Annotated in this window: 16 protein-coding genes and 1 pseudogene; 11 read left to right on the forward strand and 6 right to left on the reverse strand. The window is 49.6% G+C overall.

The annotated features are described in order from the left end of the window. The first annotated feature begins 37 nt into the window (after positions 1 to 37). Entirely contained in the window at positions 38 to 799 is a 762-nt protein-coding gene (locus KME12_00250) for a methyltransferase domain-containing protein (protein MBW4486201.1), read from the forward strand. 17 nt (positions 800 to 816) lie between these two features. Here KME12_00250 and KME12_00255 read toward each other — a convergent pair whose 3' ends face one another. From KME12_00255 to patD, 4 genes are all read right to left on the reverse strand, one after another. Then, positions 817 to 1,023 carry a hypothetical protein gene (locus KME12_00255; GenBank protein MBW4486202.1) on the reverse strand — a complete coding sequence of 69 codons (207 nt, stop codon included), beginning with the start codon at positions 1,021 to 1,023 and terminating at the stop codon, positions 817 to 819. Positions 1,024 to 1,155: 132 nt separating this feature from the next. Continuing rightward, positions 1,156 to 2,880 (reverse strand): ABC transporter ATP-binding protein, encoded by a 1,725-nt coding sequence (locus KME12_00260; GenBank protein MBW4486203.1) that lies wholly within the window; start codon positions 2,878 to 2,880, stop codon positions 1,156 to 1,158. A 229-nt stretch (positions 2,881 to 3,109) separates the two neighbouring features. Beyond that, on the reverse strand, positions 3,110 to 3,703 hold the full coding sequence (locus KME12_00265; protein ID MBW4486204.1) for a zf-TFIIB domain-containing protein: 594 nt from the start codon (positions 3,701 to 3,703) through the stop codon (positions 3,110 to 3,112). A 198-nt stretch (positions 3,704 to 3,901) separates the two neighbouring features. After that, positions 3,902 to 4,276 (reverse strand): heterocyst frequency control protein PatD, encoded by a 375-nt coding sequence (gene patD / locus KME12_00270; GenBank protein ID MBW4486205.1) that lies wholly within the window; start codon positions 4,274 to 4,276, stop codon positions 3,902 to 3,904. Positions 4,277 to 4,658: 382 nt separating this feature from the next. On the opposite strand from patD, the gene KME12_00275 reads away from it, so the two are divergent. The 6 genes from KME12_00275 (at position 4,659) to KME12_00300 (ending at position 10,196) form a co-directional block, all read left to right on the forward strand. Continuing rightward, the gene (locus KME12_00275; protein ID MBW4486206.1) at positions 4,659 to 6,908 is read left to right on the forward strand and encodes a bifunctional (p)ppGpp synthetase/guanosine-3',5'-bis(diphosphate) 3'-pyrophosphohydrolase; all 2,250 of its coding nucleotides are present in this window, start codon (positions 4,659 to 4,661) and stop codon (positions 6,906 to 6,908) included. Positions 6,909 to 7,000: 92 nt separating this feature from the next. Then, complete coding sequence (locus tag KME12_00280; GenBank protein ID MBW4486207.1) at positions 7,001 to 8,437, forward strand: YdiU family protein; 1,437 nt, start codon at positions 7,001 to 7,003, stop codon at positions 8,435 to 8,437. A 114-nt stretch (positions 8,438 to 8,551) separates the two neighbouring features. Beyond that, positions 8,552 to 9,109, forward strand: a complete 558-nt coding sequence (locus tag KME12_00285) for a SocA family protein (protein MBW4486208.1) — start codon at positions 8,552 to 8,554, stop codon at positions 9,107 to 9,109. After that, positions 9,102 to 9,494: a hypothetical protein gene (locus tag KME12_00290; GenBank protein MBW4486209.1), complete on the forward strand. Its 393-nt coding sequence runs from the start codon at positions 9,102 to 9,104 to the stop codon at positions 9,492 to 9,494. Before KME12_00285 ends, KME12_00290 begins: the two co-directional genes overlap by 8 nt. A gap of 365 nt (positions 9,495 to 9,859) precedes the next feature. Next, the gene (locus KME12_00295) at positions 9,860 to 10,057 is read left to right on the forward strand and encodes a hypothetical protein (protein MBW4486210.1); all 198 of its coding nucleotides are present in this window, start codon (positions 9,860 to 9,862) and stop codon (positions 10,055 to 10,057) included. Continuing rightward, complete coding sequence (locus KME12_00300) at positions 10,041 to 10,196, forward strand: hypothetical protein (protein ID MBW4486211.1); 156 nt, start codon at positions 10,041 to 10,043, stop codon at positions 10,194 to 10,196. Before KME12_00295 ends, KME12_00300 begins: the two co-directional genes overlap by 17 nt. Here KME12_00300 and KME12_00305 read toward each other — a convergent pair. Then, positions 10,179 to 11,285, reverse strand: coding sequence for a mechanosensitive ion channel family protein (locus KME12_00305; GenBank protein MBW4486212.1), 1,107 nt, complete (start codon positions 11,283 to 11,285; stop codon positions 10,179 to 10,181). The two genes, KME12_00300 and KME12_00305, sit on opposite strands and share 18 nt — an antisense overlap. 6 nt (positions 11,286 to 11,291) lie before the next feature. After that, positions 11,292 to 12,377, reverse strand: a complete 1,086-nt coding sequence (locus KME12_00310) for a mechanosensitive ion channel family protein (protein ID MBW4486213.1) — start codon at positions 12,375 to 12,377, stop codon at positions 11,292 to 11,294. Positions 12,378 to 12,482: 105 nt separating this feature from the next. On the opposite strand from KME12_00310, the pseudogene KME12_00315 reads away from it, so the two are divergent. The 4 genes and pseudogenes from KME12_00315 to KME12_00330 all read left to right on the forward strand — a co-directional run bounded on the left by KME12_00315 (position 12,483) and on the right by KME12_00330 (position 15,667). Then, positions 12,483 to 12,698: pseudogene (locus KME12_00315) on the forward strand (DUF2281 domain-containing protein). Between the two features lie 24 nt (positions 12,699 to 12,722). Further along, positions 12,723 to 13,334, forward strand: coding sequence for a hypothetical protein (locus KME12_00320; protein ID MBW4486214.1), 612 nt, complete (start codon positions 12,723 to 12,725; stop codon positions 13,332 to 13,334). Between the two features lie 71 nt (positions 13,335 to 13,405). Beyond that, the gene (gene mnmE, locus KME12_00325) at positions 13,406 to 14,797 is read left to right on the forward strand and encodes a tRNA uridine-5-carboxymethylaminomethyl(34) synthesis GTPase MnmE (GenBank protein ID MBW4486215.1); all 1,392 of its coding nucleotides are present in this window, start codon (positions 13,406 to 13,408) and stop codon (positions 14,795 to 14,797) included. Positions 14,798 to 14,890: 93 nt separating this feature from the next. Further along, a complete protein-coding gene (locus KME12_00330; protein MBW4486216.1) occupies positions 14,891 to 15,667 on the forward strand; it encodes a TIGR00297 family protein in 777 nt (258 codons plus the stop codon). The last annotated feature ends 330 nt before the right edge of the window (positions 15,668 to 15,997 follow it).

Genomic DNA, 15,997 nt, shown 5'->3' on the forward strand with positions numbered 1-15,997 from the left:
GCAAGGAGCCAAATGGTTTTCTAAGTGAGTCAAGACAATGACAACAAACCAGTGGAACGCTGACCTCTACGATCGCAAGCATAGCTTTGTCGCTGAATATGGAGCAGCACTGCTGGATCTACTTGACCCTCACCCAGGCGAACACATCCTTGATTTAGGCTGTGGCACTGGACCACTCACACAGCAGATTGCCGATCGCGGAGCCGATGTTCTGGGTATTGATAGCGCTGCTAGCATGGTTGCCCAAGCGCAGCAAAATTATCCCAACTTACGCTTTGAAGTCGCTGATGCCACCAACCTATCGTTTGTAGAACAGTTTGATGCCATCTTCTCTAATGCCGTGTTGCACTGGGTTAAGCCACCGGAAGCTGCGATCGCGAGCATGTGGAAAGCCCTGAAACCAGGAGGTCGCTTGGTAGTCGAGTTTGGGGGGAAAGAAAATGTGCAGGCAATCGCGACAACATTAGAACAAAGCCTGAGAGAAATCGGCTATCCAAACCCTGAAACTCTCAATCCCTGGTACTTTCCCAGCATTAGCGAATATTCAACTCTACTCGAACAACAAGGCTTTGAAGTTCAGTTTGCGGCATTGTTCGATCGCCCTACACCCCTCACTGATGCAGATGGCATTCAAAACTGGATCAAGATGTTTGCTCAATCTTTTCTGCAAGCCGTCCCAGTAGGGCAACAAGACACCTTGCTCATCCACATAGCCGAACGCATTCGCCCCCAACTTTATCGAGATGGGGCTTGGTTTGCTGACTACCGTCGGATTCGCGCAATCGCCCTCAAGCCTTAAAACCGAAGCTCCTATTCTTAACCCAGCAGCAGGAGCGCAATTAAAAGGGCAGACGCGATCGCTAGAAACACAGTGCCTGCTCCACTGTCAGACTCTTTGGCCTTGGTGAGATCATGACTGTAATCACAATAGACGCACTGAAACAAATCATCCTCACTGTGTAAACACCGCACCAAGCCTTTCTTGCCACACTTGGGACAGTCCAATACTTCCGGTTCTGCCATGGGTTTTGCTCCCGATCGCAACGCTCGGGTACGATCTATTCCAGCTCTGCCTATGTTGCGATCGCAGAGCTTACCTTCAAGCTAGATCACTTTTAAGCCACTAGCCCAAATTGCAACGCTTCCTCACAAGAGTTAGTGCCGTGCCAGCAGCGGAGCAGCACCCAACAAAGTTTGTGTATAAGGATGCTTCGGCTTAGTAAAAATTTCCTTAGTCGAGCCGATCTCTACAATCTTGCCACCATTCATTACCGCAATGCGATCGCAGAAGAAACGCGCCACCCAGAGATCATGAGTGATGAATAAATAGGTGAGTTCAAACTCCTGTTTTAGCTCCCGCATCAGCTCCAATACTTGCGTCTGCACCGTTGCATCCAGCATGCTCACAGGTTCATCGCAGATCAGCAGCTTGGGGCGAGTAATCAGGGCACGGGCAATCGCTACCCGTTGTTGTTGGCCTCCAGAAAGATCTGCTGGGTAGCGCTGGTAAAATTCTTCGGCAGGCGTGAGTCCTACCCGCTTCAGCATGTAGAATACCTGTTGCTTCACCTCAGCCGCGTTGGCCAACTGATGAATCACCAACGGGTCACCAATGCTCTGGCCCACCGTCATCAGCGGGTTTAGGCAAGCGCGTGGGTCTTGGAACACCATTTGCATTTGTCGCCGTTGTTGCCGCATCGCTTCTTTAGAGAGGCGAGTCAAGTCTTGACCGAGAAACTCCACCTTGCCCCCCGTGGGCCGAATCAACTGCAAAATCGTGCGCGACAACGTACTCTTGCCACAGCCCGACTCCCCCACCAAGCCTAGCGTCTCACCCGCATACAGCTCCAGATTGATCCCATCCACCGCCTTGATGGTCTGGTCTGCTTTGGTAAACAGACGCGCAATGAAATTTTGCTCCAGCGTGTAGTACTGCTTCAAATCTTCCACCCGCAGCAGCGCTTCTGGTGAGGCCCAAGGATCGGGGATCGCTCCTGAGTCAAAGGTTTCGTCGCTAGTAGACTCGGTTACAGACAAATCTGGCAACGGAATCGGGGCATCCGCCGGAACCGCTTGGATATGCAGCGCTGACTCCAATAAAGCCTTGGTATAAGGATGCTGAGGTTTCTCCAGCACCGCAGCAGTCGGCCCCGTTTCCACCATCTTGCCGTCATACATTACTGCAATGCGATCGCAGTACTCCCCCACCATCGCCAAATCGTGCGAAATTAGCAGCAGCGCCATCTCCCGCTCCTGGCACAACCGCACTAGCTCCTGCAAAATCTGCGCCGAAACCGTCACATCCAAACTCGTCGTCGGCTCATCCGCCACAATCAGCTTCGGGTCCAGCAACAACGCCAACGCGATCGCCACCCGTTGCCGCATCCCCCCACTAAACTCATGCGGGTACTGTGCCCACCGACTTGCTGGAATCTTCACCGCCTCCAACGTCGCGATCGCCCGTTCCTTTGCTTCCCGCCGCGACAGTTGCGGTTGATGAGCTTGCAGTGTCTCTAAGCAGTGCTCCCCAATTGTCATCAACGGATCAAGCCGAGTCATCGGATCTTGGAAGATCAGCGCCACCGCCTCACCCCGAAACCGCCGCAACTCCCCCGGCGACAAATCAAACACCGACTGCCCCCGAAACGTCACCCGCCCCTCAACCTGACTCGCAGGAGGTAGCAACCGCATCGCCGCCCGCCCCAACGTAGACTTACCACAACCCGACTCCCCCACTAATCCCAAGCGATCGCCCGGTTGCAGCGTAAATGACACATCATCCACCGCCCAATAGATTCCCCCATCAGCCGTCCGACCCCGACTTGAAGCAGGATAGGCAACTCGGAGATTTTCCACAGAGAACAGAGCGTCAGAAGGCATAAGAGGAAGGATGAAGGAGGAGGATGAATGAAGGAGGAGGGATGAAGGATGAAAGGGGAGAGTAAGGAGTGAGGGGTGAGGAGTGAGGGGCGAGGAGTGAGGAGTCAGAAAGTGAGGGGTGAGGAGCTAGAAGTGCAGAAGTAACAAGCCCAGGTATCGAAACACTTACAAATAGCTTCGTTTGGAGGGGGTTTGGGGGCAAGCGCCCCCAAGGGTTCGGTTCTAGAAACTAAGGCCCCTGACTCATAGAAGTCTTCTTCAACGGTTCCGGCTTATCAAACCGCCGCATCAAATAAGCCACCCCAAAATCCCCATTTGGGTGAGCCTGTAAATACTCCGCCAACTCAAACACCCTTGCCGCTAACTCTGGCCCCAACTTATCAATTGTCGCCTGTTGCTCCGCGATCGCGTACTCCTTCTCTCGGATGCGGGTTTGCCACTCACTAGAGAAAAGCTGCTGAATCGCCGTATGCAACCCCATCTGGACCAAAACATCCCATTCCCCGTGGTCGCACCAGATACCGCCACAATCCAGGCAGCGCTCCACATAAAAAGGAATTCTCACCCCCACCTTTGCCCGCGATAGGTAGCGACCACACTCCGGGCACAGCGCCGCCTTCGTATCAAACGGGGACTGGACAAATTCCACATCCAACACCTTTGGCAGCGCCTCAACCGTTGGCTGAGGTTGATGAGCTTGCCAAGATTCGTACTCCGTCGCTGGAATCCAAGTACCTTGACAATCAGGGCAGCACTTCGCCGCCAATGCAGGAGCCAGCGTAGTATCAACCAGCTCTACTCGTCGATCTTTGGGACATTGCACAGGCTAGCCTCTCCCTCCAGTAGAACTTGCCAATTTAACGATTAGGGTATCAGGTTGGGGGGGAAAGATGAAGGATGAGGGATGAGGGATGAAAAGTAAGAACAAGCAACGGACTGATTGCTGCTTGAAAGCTGTCCCTCGCCTTCTGGCTCCTGACTCCTGACTCCTGGCTCCTCACCCCCTTTCATCCTTCATCCCTCATCCTTCCTCCTTGTCTTGCAGCAGCACATTACAGTACCCAATCAGCAAATTGAGGCGATCGCTAATCTGCACCTGCCGCTGCTGAGCTGTACTGGATTGGCGGGCTGCTTGCAAAAACATTACGTCCGTGCCCATCAACTTGAGCTGCTTATTCATTTCAATTTGATAAGACTGTACGCGCTGTTCCACCATCGCATCAGGATGATTTTCCCAACTGAGCGTTAGAATTTGGCGCTGAAAAAACTGCTGAATCTCTTGAAAGGCCACGATTAAAGCAGCGGGATCAGGCTTCGCTTGAGTTGCCCTCACTTGAAGCTGCTCTAGCGATCGCAGAAATTCTTGATAGATTTGACGATGAGCCTCTGGCAACATTCGGCGCGTCTTTGGTTAAAATCAGAATAAGAGTTTGCCCCTACTATTAAACCTAAGGTTCCATGCAACTTTAAGGCATCAACCTTAAGCTTTAAAGGCGGGCTGCTAGTTTTAATTGAATCACCCTTATATTCACTAATATTTTTTGACTCAATAGCATCGTGATTTGGCTTTACTAGGCGGGGATCACGGTTTTTCGATTTTTTACCAGTGGATTTGCGCCGCAAGTCCCCTCTATCGCAATACCTATCACACCTCTACCAACCTCTGTCACATCTAGCTAATTGCCTTTTGGCTGGGCATTCTTGTATATCTAAACACATTTAGATGCAGTAGAATCAGCCATACTCTCGGCCCTTTATTCTTCCCTCAGCTCTACGGCATGAACCTAACGGCGACAGTTCCCACCAACCCTTTTGTCGTTCCTGACTGGCTTCAGGAATGCTTGCTCATCCAGCAAAAAGGTTCTGAGGCCAACGCGACTGGCAATTTTGAAGAGACAGACCTCATTTGTCGAGCCTTCGAGTTTGCCTATCAGTTGCACGAAGGGCAATACCGAGCCTCTGGAGAACCCTACATCGCTCACCCAGTCGCCGTTTCGGGGTTGCTGCGCGACTTGGGAGGCAGTAGTGCCATGATTGCTGCGGGCTTCCTCCACGATGTGGTAGAAGATACCGAGGTGACAGCCGAAGAGATTGAAGAACGCTTTGGCCCAGAGGTGAGACGGTTGGTGGAGGGGGTCACCAAACTATCGAAGTTTAATTTCTCCAGCAAACGGGAACGCCAAGCCGAAAACTTCCGCCGCATGTTCTTGGCTATGGCTCAAGACATCCGGGTGATTGTGGTAAAGCTGGCCGATCGCCTACACAATATGCGAACTCTAGAGCATCTGCCGGATGCCAAGCGCCGCAGCATCGCCCAGGAAACGCGAGAAATCTTTGCACCGCTTGCCAACCGTTTGGGGATCGGACGGTTTAAGTGGGAACTGGAAGATTTGTCGTTTAAGTATTTAGAGCCAGAAGCCTACCGCGACATGCAGCAGTTGGTGTCCGAAAAGCGCACCGATCGCGAAGAGCGGCTCAACAAGGTAGCAGCAATACTGCGCGATCGCCTCCAGCAAATTGGGGTGCAGCATTCAGAAATTAGTGGTCGTCCTAAGCATCTTTACGGCATTTATCAAAAGATGCAGCGGCAGCAAAAAGAATTCCACGAGATTTACGATGTGGCTGCGGTGCGAGTGATTATGCAAAACAACGATGAGTGCTACCGCGCCTTAGCCGTGGTTCACGACTCGTTCCGCCCGATCCCCGGTCGCTTCAAAGATTACATCGGCCTGCCCAAGTCCAACCGCTATCAGTCTCTGCATACCAGCGTCATCGGTCTGAATGGCCGCCCCTTAGAAGTGCAGATTCGGACCGTAGAAATGCACCACGTGGCGGAATACGGGATCGCGGCCCACTGGAAATATAAGGAAACAGGGGGTAGCAGTGCCCTGCTGACTGCCTCAGACGAGAAATTTACCTGGCTGCGACAGTTACTAGAGTGGCAAAGCGACCTCAAAGATGCCCAAGAATATTTAGAGAGCGTCAAAGACAACTTGTTCGACGGCGATGTCTACGCCTTTACGCCCAAGGGCGATGTGGTGCCTCTCTGTCCAGGCGCGACCTCGGTTGACTTTGCCTACCGCATCCATACGGAAGTGGGCAATCATTGTTCAGGCGCTAAGGTGAATGGTCGTATCGTCACGCTAGATACGCCATTGCAAAACGGCGATATTGTCGAGATCCTGACGCAGAAGAACTCACACCCCAGCCTTGACTGGTTGAACTTTGTGGTCACTAGTGGGGCCAGAAACCGCATTCGGCAGTGGTACAAGCGATCGCACCGAGATGAGAATCTGTTGCGCGGTCGGGAACTCTTAGAGAAAGAATTAGGCAAGAGTGGCTTTGATGCCCTGCTCAAGTCTCAACCTATGCAAGTGGTGTCCGAGCGCTGCAACTACCACAGCGTGGAAGATTTGTTGGCGGCTTTGGGCTATGGCGAAGTTACGCTCAGCCTAGTCGTTAACCGTTTACGGGAAACTGTCAAGGCGCAACAACCTGTTGCTCCCGCGCCGGAAGTGTTGCCATTGCATACTAGCACTCGCCCTGTGCCCGTGGTGCCTACGACTAAGTCCCCGATCGCGGGAGTCGAAGGGTTGCTGTATCACCTGGCGGGTTGTTGTAACCCCGTCCCTGGGGAACGCATTCTTGGCGTCGTAACCCGTGGTAGTCATGGCATTTCGATTCACCGCCAAGGTTGCCACAATTGCGACCAAATCCCCGGCGCTCGCCTCGTTCCTGTGAGTTGGAACCCGATTGACGAGGAGCGGGCCAGACCTCAGAACTATCCGGTGGATATTCAAATTGATGTGATCGATCGCGTCGGGGTATTGAAGGATATTCTGTCTCGCCTGACCGACAACAACATCAACGTCCGTAATGCCCAGGTCAAGACCTTCCCCGACCAAACCGCAACGATCAACCTAGGGATAGATATTCGGGACCATGCTCAGCTAGAGCGCACCTTCAGCCAAGTCAAGAAGCTCAGTGACGTGTTGAATATTCGCCGTCTAAACCAAGTAGAGGATTAAAAGATCGAGGCGATCGCACTCCCAAAGCAGCACGCAAGCCAGGTAGATTAGTGGCACGATGAAGGAGTCCGGACGCCTACCTGTAATCTTGCATGACCCCCGCTGCTCGTACCAATTCCTTCCTAGCCCTCAAATACGAACCTGCCTTTGAATCTCTCGGAGAAGACTACTCTGATGTAGTCGCTGCTGCTGCCTTTCCTGCCCAGATTTTGCGGTGGCGCAACGACGACCTCCTACCCAAAATTGGCCTTGACCCACAAGCGGTAACCGATGAAGACTTCATTGAGGCATTTGGTCGATTTGAGGGTCGCCAACCACTACTGGCGATGCGCTACCACGGCTATCAGTTTGGCGAATATAACGCCTTCTTAGGGGATGGTCGGGGTTTCCTTTACGGCCAAGTGCGCGGCACCGATGGCGAACTCTACGACTTCGGCACCAAAGGCTCTGGCACCACTCCCTATTCTCGTGGTGGCGACGGCAGACTGACGCTAAAAGGGGGAGTCCGGGAAGTTTTGGCGGCAGAAGCCCTGAACTATTTAGGCGTGCGGACTTCGCGTTGCTTGAGCATGATTGAGACGGGAGAAAACTTGTGGCGCGGCGATGAACCCTCCCCCACTCGCTCCTCTGTCATGGTGCGCTTCAACCGATCGCATATCCGCTTCGGCACCTTTGAGCGTCTGCACTATCTGAAACGTAAGGATCTAATTCAAAAGCTGCTGGACCATGTGATCGATTACTACTATCCTCACCTGAAAGGAGAGAGCGATCGCTATGCCCTGTTCTATGCCGAGTTAGTGCAAAGAGTCGCAGAACTAACGGCGCAGTGGATGTCGGTGGGGTTCTGTCATGCAGTGCTGAACACAGACAACATGTCGATCACGGGGGAAAGTTTCGATTATGGCCCCTATGCTTTTATGGATCGCTACGATCTGCGGTTTACAGCCGCATATTTTGACTATTCTGGGCGCTACTGCTACGGCAACCAACCTGGAATCTGCCAACTGAACCTAGAGATGTTGCAAAGTCCATTGTCGGGAGTGATTGAGCTGGCAGATATGGAAGCGGGCTTAGCCAAGTTTGGCGACTATTACTATGCTGCTTATCGCCAACGCATGTTGAACAAACTCGGGTTCGCTGACCTGCCAGAAGCTGAAACAGATGAGTTGATCAAGCTGACGCTGCAATCATTGCATCTGTGTGAAGTGGGATATCACGCTTTCTTTCGAGAACTAAAACAACAGTTCAATCAAAGTTGGCGAGAGGATGGTGGAATCTTCAGCAACGCTGACTTCGCCACCACCGATGAGCAAAAAGCCTGTTTAGAGCGTTGGCGACAGCATTATCACGCTCTTTTAATCAGTCAGCCCATTGAGGAGATGGGGAACATAGCGCAAAGACTCCAGCGACATAACCCCACCACCCCTCTGCTCCGCCCTGAAATTGAAGCGATTTGGGAACCGATCACCGAACAAGATAACTGGCAACCCTTCTACGATTTGCTCGCGAAGATTCGCACGGGGAATTAAGAACTTGAAAAGGGCGATCGCTCTTGCCATTAGTAAAGAGGGGTACTGATGACTGCTGAATTTGCAGGTTCTACAATAGAAATGTACTAGTAAAGCAGTCTATCCAGAGTAGTCATGTCAATTCGGTTTCGGTTTCATCCAGAAAAAGCTGTTGAAGCCGCAGCAGTGCTCTTAAAGCTGCATGGTAAGCCTATGAAGTATCTAGGCTTACTTAAAATGCTTTACATAGCTGATCGTGTTGCATTACAACGCATGGAGCAACCAATTACTGGTGATCATTATGTGTCAATGAATTATGGTCCCGTTCTCAGTGGTGTTTATGACCTGATCAAAGGACAAGCCGTTGATGATGCCTTACCCCTTTGGTCTAAGTTCATTGCTCCTCGTAATACAACTCAGGTCTCTCTACTAGCTGATCCAGGGAATGAAGACCTTTGTGAGGAGGAGGAAGAAATCATTCAGCAGGTTTATCAAACCTTTGGGCATCTTGATCCCTTTGATGTTGCTGAATGGACTCATGATCTTCCAGAGTGGCAAAATCCTCATGGCTCTGCTATTCCAATTTCGGTAGAAGATATTCTCAAAAACGTAGGTAAAAGTGACGAGGAAATAGAGGAGATTCAGCAAGAAGCTATTCGGGAAGCTTATTTAGATGAGGCTCTGCATGGCTAGCATCACCATTAATTTGGGAGATGCATTTTTAATAGATACACCTCCGAATGGCGAACATCTCTATATCGCAATAGCAGAAACTACTGACAGCAATTATTTATTTGTCAATGTGACAACTCGAAGAGCTAGCTCTGAAGCTACTTGCATTCTTTTGCCAGGTCCCGATGTGCCGAGCTTTATAGTCCATGAGTCTGTTGTAGCCTATCAGTTTGCTCGCGAAATGGATGCTGTTGAACTTGCTAGGCTAATTACTGTTAGTAGCCCTATTCCTAAAGGGATTTGCTCAACAAATATTCTTGCACAGATTCAGCAGGGCGGTTTAGTCTCCAAGCGGCTGAGAAATAAGTATAAAACTGCTCTTAAAGATTTCTTAGAAGGATACTAAGATGTTGCAGATGTAGTTACACAAAAAAGCATATGGTTATTGACGAAAAATAAGCTCTGACGAGCCTATAACTCTAGCCTGATGAAAGCTCTATGTGGCTTGCAATGGCAAATTGGCAGACCGAATAGAACTTTACAGTCAATAAAGTCCTACGCATAAGCAGCATAAGAGTAGAGGGTGAGCGCCTTTCCATATTGCCCCACCCTTCAAATTTCCTGAGCAGTCAGACGGGTGAGCTAGTGGAGTAGCTCCTATCTCATAAATCTCTCTCATCAAAGAAACTCCCCAACCTAACCCTCATGTTCAAGACCATCGAAGGAATATACCAAAACGGCAAAGTTGAACTCAGCGAGCATCCTTAAGCCGTGGGCGATCGCGTCCTAGTGCTTGTCACGTTGCTTGATCCCAGTACCACTGACCCAGTTAAACTCCGCCAACTGATTGACCAATTAGAAACCATCGCTGGACTTCAGCAAGGCTTTGAGGAACTAAACGTAGGCCAAACTTGCCCGATCTCACAATTCGCCCAAGAAATGCAACAGAAGTATGGCATTTCAGGTTGAAATCACTCCAATTGCCGAAGCTCAGATCGAGCAAGCGTATAAGTGGTATCGAGAGCAGAACTCCGAATTTGCTGATCGTTGGTTTCGTAGCTTGATGAATGCGATCGCCTCTAAATTGCCCTTAAATTGTAATTGGTGACTCAATATAAATTGTTGGCTCCTGTAGCACAAATTCAATACCAAAGTTTCTGAGCTGCTGGGAAATTTTGGTATTGGCAACTTCCAGCAATCGCTTTCTTAATTGCAGCGAGTTTTCACTAGAACCCAAAATAAAAAATGTGACTCTCGCTTGTGTCACTTGAGGGGGTGCTTGTTGGGTAAAGGTAATATTCGTGCTGCCTGGATCAATTCCAAAGACTGAATTTGTGCTTTCAGTAATTACTTGTTGTACTAAAGCTTGCTCCCGGTCTTGCAGGTTATTAAGAAAATCCAGATAGAGCAAAACCATAATTTTCTTGCCTCTGGTAATATTCTCAATTTCTAAATTAGCCAGAGTTGAATTTGGTACAATAAACAGCGTACTTTTAGCGGCAGTCCGGATTTTAGTCGATCGCAAACCAATCGATTCGACGCGACCAAATAACCCGCTTGGTAAGCGAATGTAATCACCCGGTTCAAAGGGACGGTCTAAATACAAGACAACTGTACTGAGTAATTGCTCTAGGGTTTTCTGGGCTGCAAAAGCGATCGCCAATCCACCTAAACCTAAGCTTGCCATCAAACCAATTAAGTTAAATTGCTGGCTTTGAGCGAAAGCAAAAACGGCAATAAACCCAATTAAAACATTGGCTAATGTCTCTACCACCAGCAGCAATTCATCCACTTCTCGGCCCACTTTCCGCACTAAATCAATGCCATAAGTGCGAACAAATTGCCGAAACAGCCTAGAAGCGAGCCAAGCCAAACTTAAAACCACTGCCAGATCGACAAATGGCTTAATAAAGTTGTGAACCGCAGGATAAGCTTGAATCCAAGCCAGAGACCAAGAAATTAAGACAAAAGTGCCAGCAACCTTAAAAACAGGTTTAATCGGTTCAACTAAATGGTCATATATTTCCGCTACTTGCTCTGGTGAAAAACGCTGAATCGCCAGCTTAACGATCTCTGGCGTATAGCGACCAACCAGTAACGAGAGCAAGACAAATAATAAGAAAACAGTTGCTCTTTGCAATACCGCTCTGGCAACATCAAATTGAAGTAAGCTCGGAACCGAGTTAGCAATATTCATCTAGGTTTAGATGGTAATAGGAGCATCCACATAAATCGTGGGCTCGTCAATATCAAATGTAATTCCGTAGGTTTTGAGCTTTTCCGTAATGGTTTGATTGGCAATATCTAAAAGTTGCCGACGCAGCGTCATCGAAACTTCTTCCGAACCCAAAATAAAGAAAGTAACTTGCGATTGCGATCGCGCCTGACCTAAAGCATCGGTAAAATCCTTAAACGTGACAATTGTGTTTTGAGTGTCAATGCCAAAAATATCATCGGTGCTGTCGATAATGATCTGTTGCACTAAAGCTCGGTCAGCGATCGCAATGACTTGATAAAAATTCAAGTACACCAGGGCCATCACTTTCTTGGCACCTGTAAAGTTCTCAATGGTTACCTGCGTCAGGGAGCTATTCGGCACAATTACCAGCGTTCCTTTGCCAGAAGTACGAATTTTAGTCGATCGCAACCCAATCGATTCTACCCGTCCAAACACACCATCGGGTAAACCAATATAGTCATCCACGACAAAAGGGCGATCGAGATATAAAACAATTCCGCCTAATAGTTGTTCCAAGGTTTTTTGAGCGGCGAAAGCAACGGCTAAACCGCCAATTCCTAAGCTGGCAATTAAACCAACAATGTTAATGCGGTGGGTTTGGGCAAAGAGCACGATCGCCACGATCACAACGCCAATATTTACCAGCAATTGCATCAGAATCAGGAATTCACTATTCGATTTCCGCGCACTTTTAATAACCGCTTCTAAAACATAAAACTCAAAAAATTGTTTGAATAAACGAGAGGCAAACCAACTTGCGGTAATCGTTAAACCCAGGCTGACGGGCACTTCTACAAATGCCTGCCCTCGTTTTTCAGGAATCAGCACCGCTAAGAGTTCCACCAATCCCACAACGGCGACCACCCAACCAAGTTCCTGGTGTGGCTCCACGACCTTTTGGTAAAACTCTTTGACAGGCGGCGAGGCAAAACGATCGAGCAGTGAGTTGACCGACACAGAAATCCAGCGACCGCCAAATACTAGCAGCAGCCCTACCAATGCAAGCAAACTCAATTCAATGCCTGTGCCAGCGCTTAACACATCTAACATTGGGCGATTCCTCTTGGCGTTTCCATCCCAGACCCTATTATGAAGGGTAGGCACATAATTAAGGCCATTGGTGCCAAGTCTAAAGTTTTGGCGGAGGTGATTCTAATGACAATTCGAGAAATTGCGATCGCCAAGTTGCAGCAACTTCCAGAACCGCTCCTGCAAGAAGTTAGTGATTTCATCGACTTCATGATTCATCAACACCAACCTAAAACAGCCAATCTTGAACCTGAATTCAGTCTTGCTGAAGCTTGAACTCAATGGTTTGAAACGGTTGACAGCCTGGAAATAGTTCCCACAAAACCGATGAACGAGTGTTAATAACTCCTGTCAATAAACTAAATCATGGCTCATTTCCTTGCTCTTGTTTTAATACCACCCGACACTACTGACATTAAAACTGAAGTAACAGAACGTCTCAAACCTTATTACAGTGAACTGACCGTTGAGCCCTACAAAGAGTACTTGGATCAAGCAGCGGTTGCAGAAGAGGTGGAGCGATTGCAGCAACTTCCAAAGCAGGCGATCGCAAAGTTGGCAGAAGATTGGGAAGTGGCTCAGGATGATTTAGATGCGCTGGCTAAGTATGAGTTGGACTGGTTTGAAGATGAAATAGCAGGCGTGGATGAAACAGGCCCTTACAGACTGACAACTCTTAATCCTGTGGGGAAGTGGGATTCGTATCGGTTTATTCAAGCAGAACCTAGAGAGTTAGCACCGCCTTTGTCCTATCCCTGCCGCGTCAGCGATTTGCCCTCTATAGTCCCCTATGCTCTTGTCACTCCTGATGGTCAGTGGCATGAAATTGGCATGGATGCAGGAATCAAAGCATTTGCTAGAGATTTACGGGGAGAGACAGTAGCCAGCCAAGATGAAACAGAATGGGACTTGGAAGTTGAGAGGCTGCTCAAGCAATATCCCAACCACTTAGCGATCGCCTTAGATTGCCACTGCTAAATAACTTCTATGATGAATAGGCTAGCTAGTCGTCTCGGCCAGAAATAGAGCCTGTAGGTTACGGAGAAACAATGTCTAGGGGAGTCACACAGGGAAAAACGATCGCCGCGATCGCCACAGCTATTGTGCCGCAACAAGGGAGCGTCGGCATTGTTCGCATGTCTGGAGCTGAGGCAGTCGCGATCGCCAAAACCCTCTTTCATGCCCCTGGTCAGCAAAATTGGCAGAGCCACCAAATCCTCTATGGTTATGTGCGCCACCCTGAAACTCAACAAGTGGTAGACGAAGCCTTACTGCTGCTGATGCTAACTCCCCGTTCCTACACCCGTGAAGATGTGGTCGAGTTTCACTGTCACGGTGGCATCATGGCTGTGCAGCAAGTGTTGCAGCTTTGTGTAGAACAAGGAGCGCAACTGGCTCAACCAGGAGAGTTCACCCTCCGCGCATTCCTAAATGGCCGACTCGACCTAACCCAAGCCGAAAGCATTGCCGATTTAGTTGGAGCGCGATCGCCCCAAGCCGCTCAAACTGCTCTGGCAGGATTGCAAGGTAAACTCGCCCATCCGATTCGGCAACTCCGAACCACTTGTTTAGACATCTTGGCCGAAATTGAAGCCCGAATTGACTTTGAAGAAGACCTGCCGCCCCTAAACGAACCAGAAATTCAGGCGCAATTCCATCAGGTGCTGGCTGAAGTGACTCAGATTCTAGCCACTGCCGAGCAAGGAGAGCTGCTGCGAACTGGCCTCAAGGTCGCGATCGTAGGTCGCCCGAATGTGGGTAAATCCAGCTTGCTTAACGCCTGGAGCCGCTGCGATCGCGCCATTGTCACCGATCTCCCTGGCACCACCCGCGATGTCGTCGAGTCGCAACTGGTGGTGGGAGGTATTCCCGTGCAAGTGCTCGATACGGCAGGAATCCGCGACACCGAAGACCAGGTAGAAAAAATTGGCGTAGAGCGATCGCGATCGGCAGCTCAAGCCGCAGACCTGGTACTGTTGACCATTGATGCTGAAGCAGGCTGGACCGAGGATGACCAAACCATCTATGACCAAGTGCAGCACCGACCGCTGATTTTAGTCATTAACAAAACTGATTTAGTCGCAACCCCACATCTGGAATCAATCACTTATCCTGCACTTATCCGGCGAGTCGTCACCACAGCCGCTGCTCAAAACCAAGGTATTGCTGATCTAGAGCAAGCCATCCTCGCCACCGTCCAAACCGAAAACCTGCAAGCTGCCAACCTAGATTTAGCCATCAACCAACGCCAAGCCGCCGCCCTCACTCGCGCCAAAGCTGCCCTCCAGCAAGTCCAGGCCACCATGAGCGATCGCCTCCCCCTCGACTTCTGGACGATCGATCTGCGCGGAGCCATTCAAGCCTTGGGAGAAATCACAGGCGAAGAAGTCACCGAATCAGTGCTTGATCGCATTTTCAGCCGTTTTTGTATTGGTAAATAACGCCACGAGTAATCTTCAAGAAATTCAAATCATGGGTGCAAGCTCAATAATTTTTGCTTGAATGACTACATCCCCCTCAATGCAACCTGACATATGCCTGCTGAACTCGCGACCTTCAATCCTTGGCTGATTGCGCTGGCTCTGAACTCTGTTTTAGCGGCGATCGCCTGGTTCATTCCTAAAAAACTCCTCACCCCAGCAGGTCTGCTCCATGCCTGGTTTTTGGGTGTCTTGATTTTGGGAACATTGGGCTGGCAGGGATATGTAGTCGTGATGTTCTATTTTCTCGTTGGCTCTGCTGTGACTCGGATCGGTATGGCCCAAAAGGAGGCAGAAGGAATCGCTGAGAAGCGTTCTGGGGCAAGAGGTCCAGAGAATGTCTGGGGTTCTGCATTAGTGGGTGCTTTATGTGCTCTGGGAGCGTTTCTCATCCCTCTGTTGAATCCTACTAATAACACTCGTCTCTTTATCCCTCTCCTGCTCCTCGGTTATGTGGCGAGCTTTAGTACCAAACTTTCGGACACATCTGCCAGTGAAGTCGGCAAAGCCTATGGCAAGCGCACTTTTCTCATTACCACGCTGCAAGCCGTCCCACGTGGCACTGAAGGCGCTGTCAGCTTGGAAGGCACTTTAGCAGGCGTTGTCGCTTCTGCGGCGATCGCCTTTGTAGGCTGGGGAGTTGGTTTGATTAGTTTAGTAGGCGTTGGGCTGTGCATCATTGCAGCATTCATTGCAACTAACCTAGAAAGTGTGATTGGGGCAACACTGCAATCTAAATATGGTTGGCTCACTAATGAAGTGGTCAATGTTTTGAATACTTTAATAGGAGCAGTTGTGGCAATTTCACTAGCTTGGTTGATTTCTCCTTAGATCCTTGTAGAGAGAGGATTGAGGCGATCGCAGGCCCAAAACTCTCAACTAGTGCGGGCGAAAAATCAGGGGATGTACCTGAGGAATGCAATATCTGAGAACTGTTAGAGACTGATTGTAAAGTTTTGTAACACTCAAGATAAGTTCTTGGCTAGAGCCTGAGAAACGTACAAGCGCTTGCTTCAGAAATATAGTTATAGCCCAACGGGTGTTTAAAGCTCTAACACTTTCGTACAGTCTAAATAAAGTTATGTAGTCCTACTACCCTACCTTTGTGCTGAGTTATACGTAAGTTGTCTGGGTTTAGACCCAGTGGGCTAGAACCTGCCG

This window comes from Trichocoleus desertorum ATA4-8-CV12 (assembly GCA_019358975.1).
Lineage (GTDB): Bacteria > Cyanobacteriota > Cyanobacteriia > FACHB-46 > FACHB-46 > Trichocoleus > Trichocoleus desertorum_A.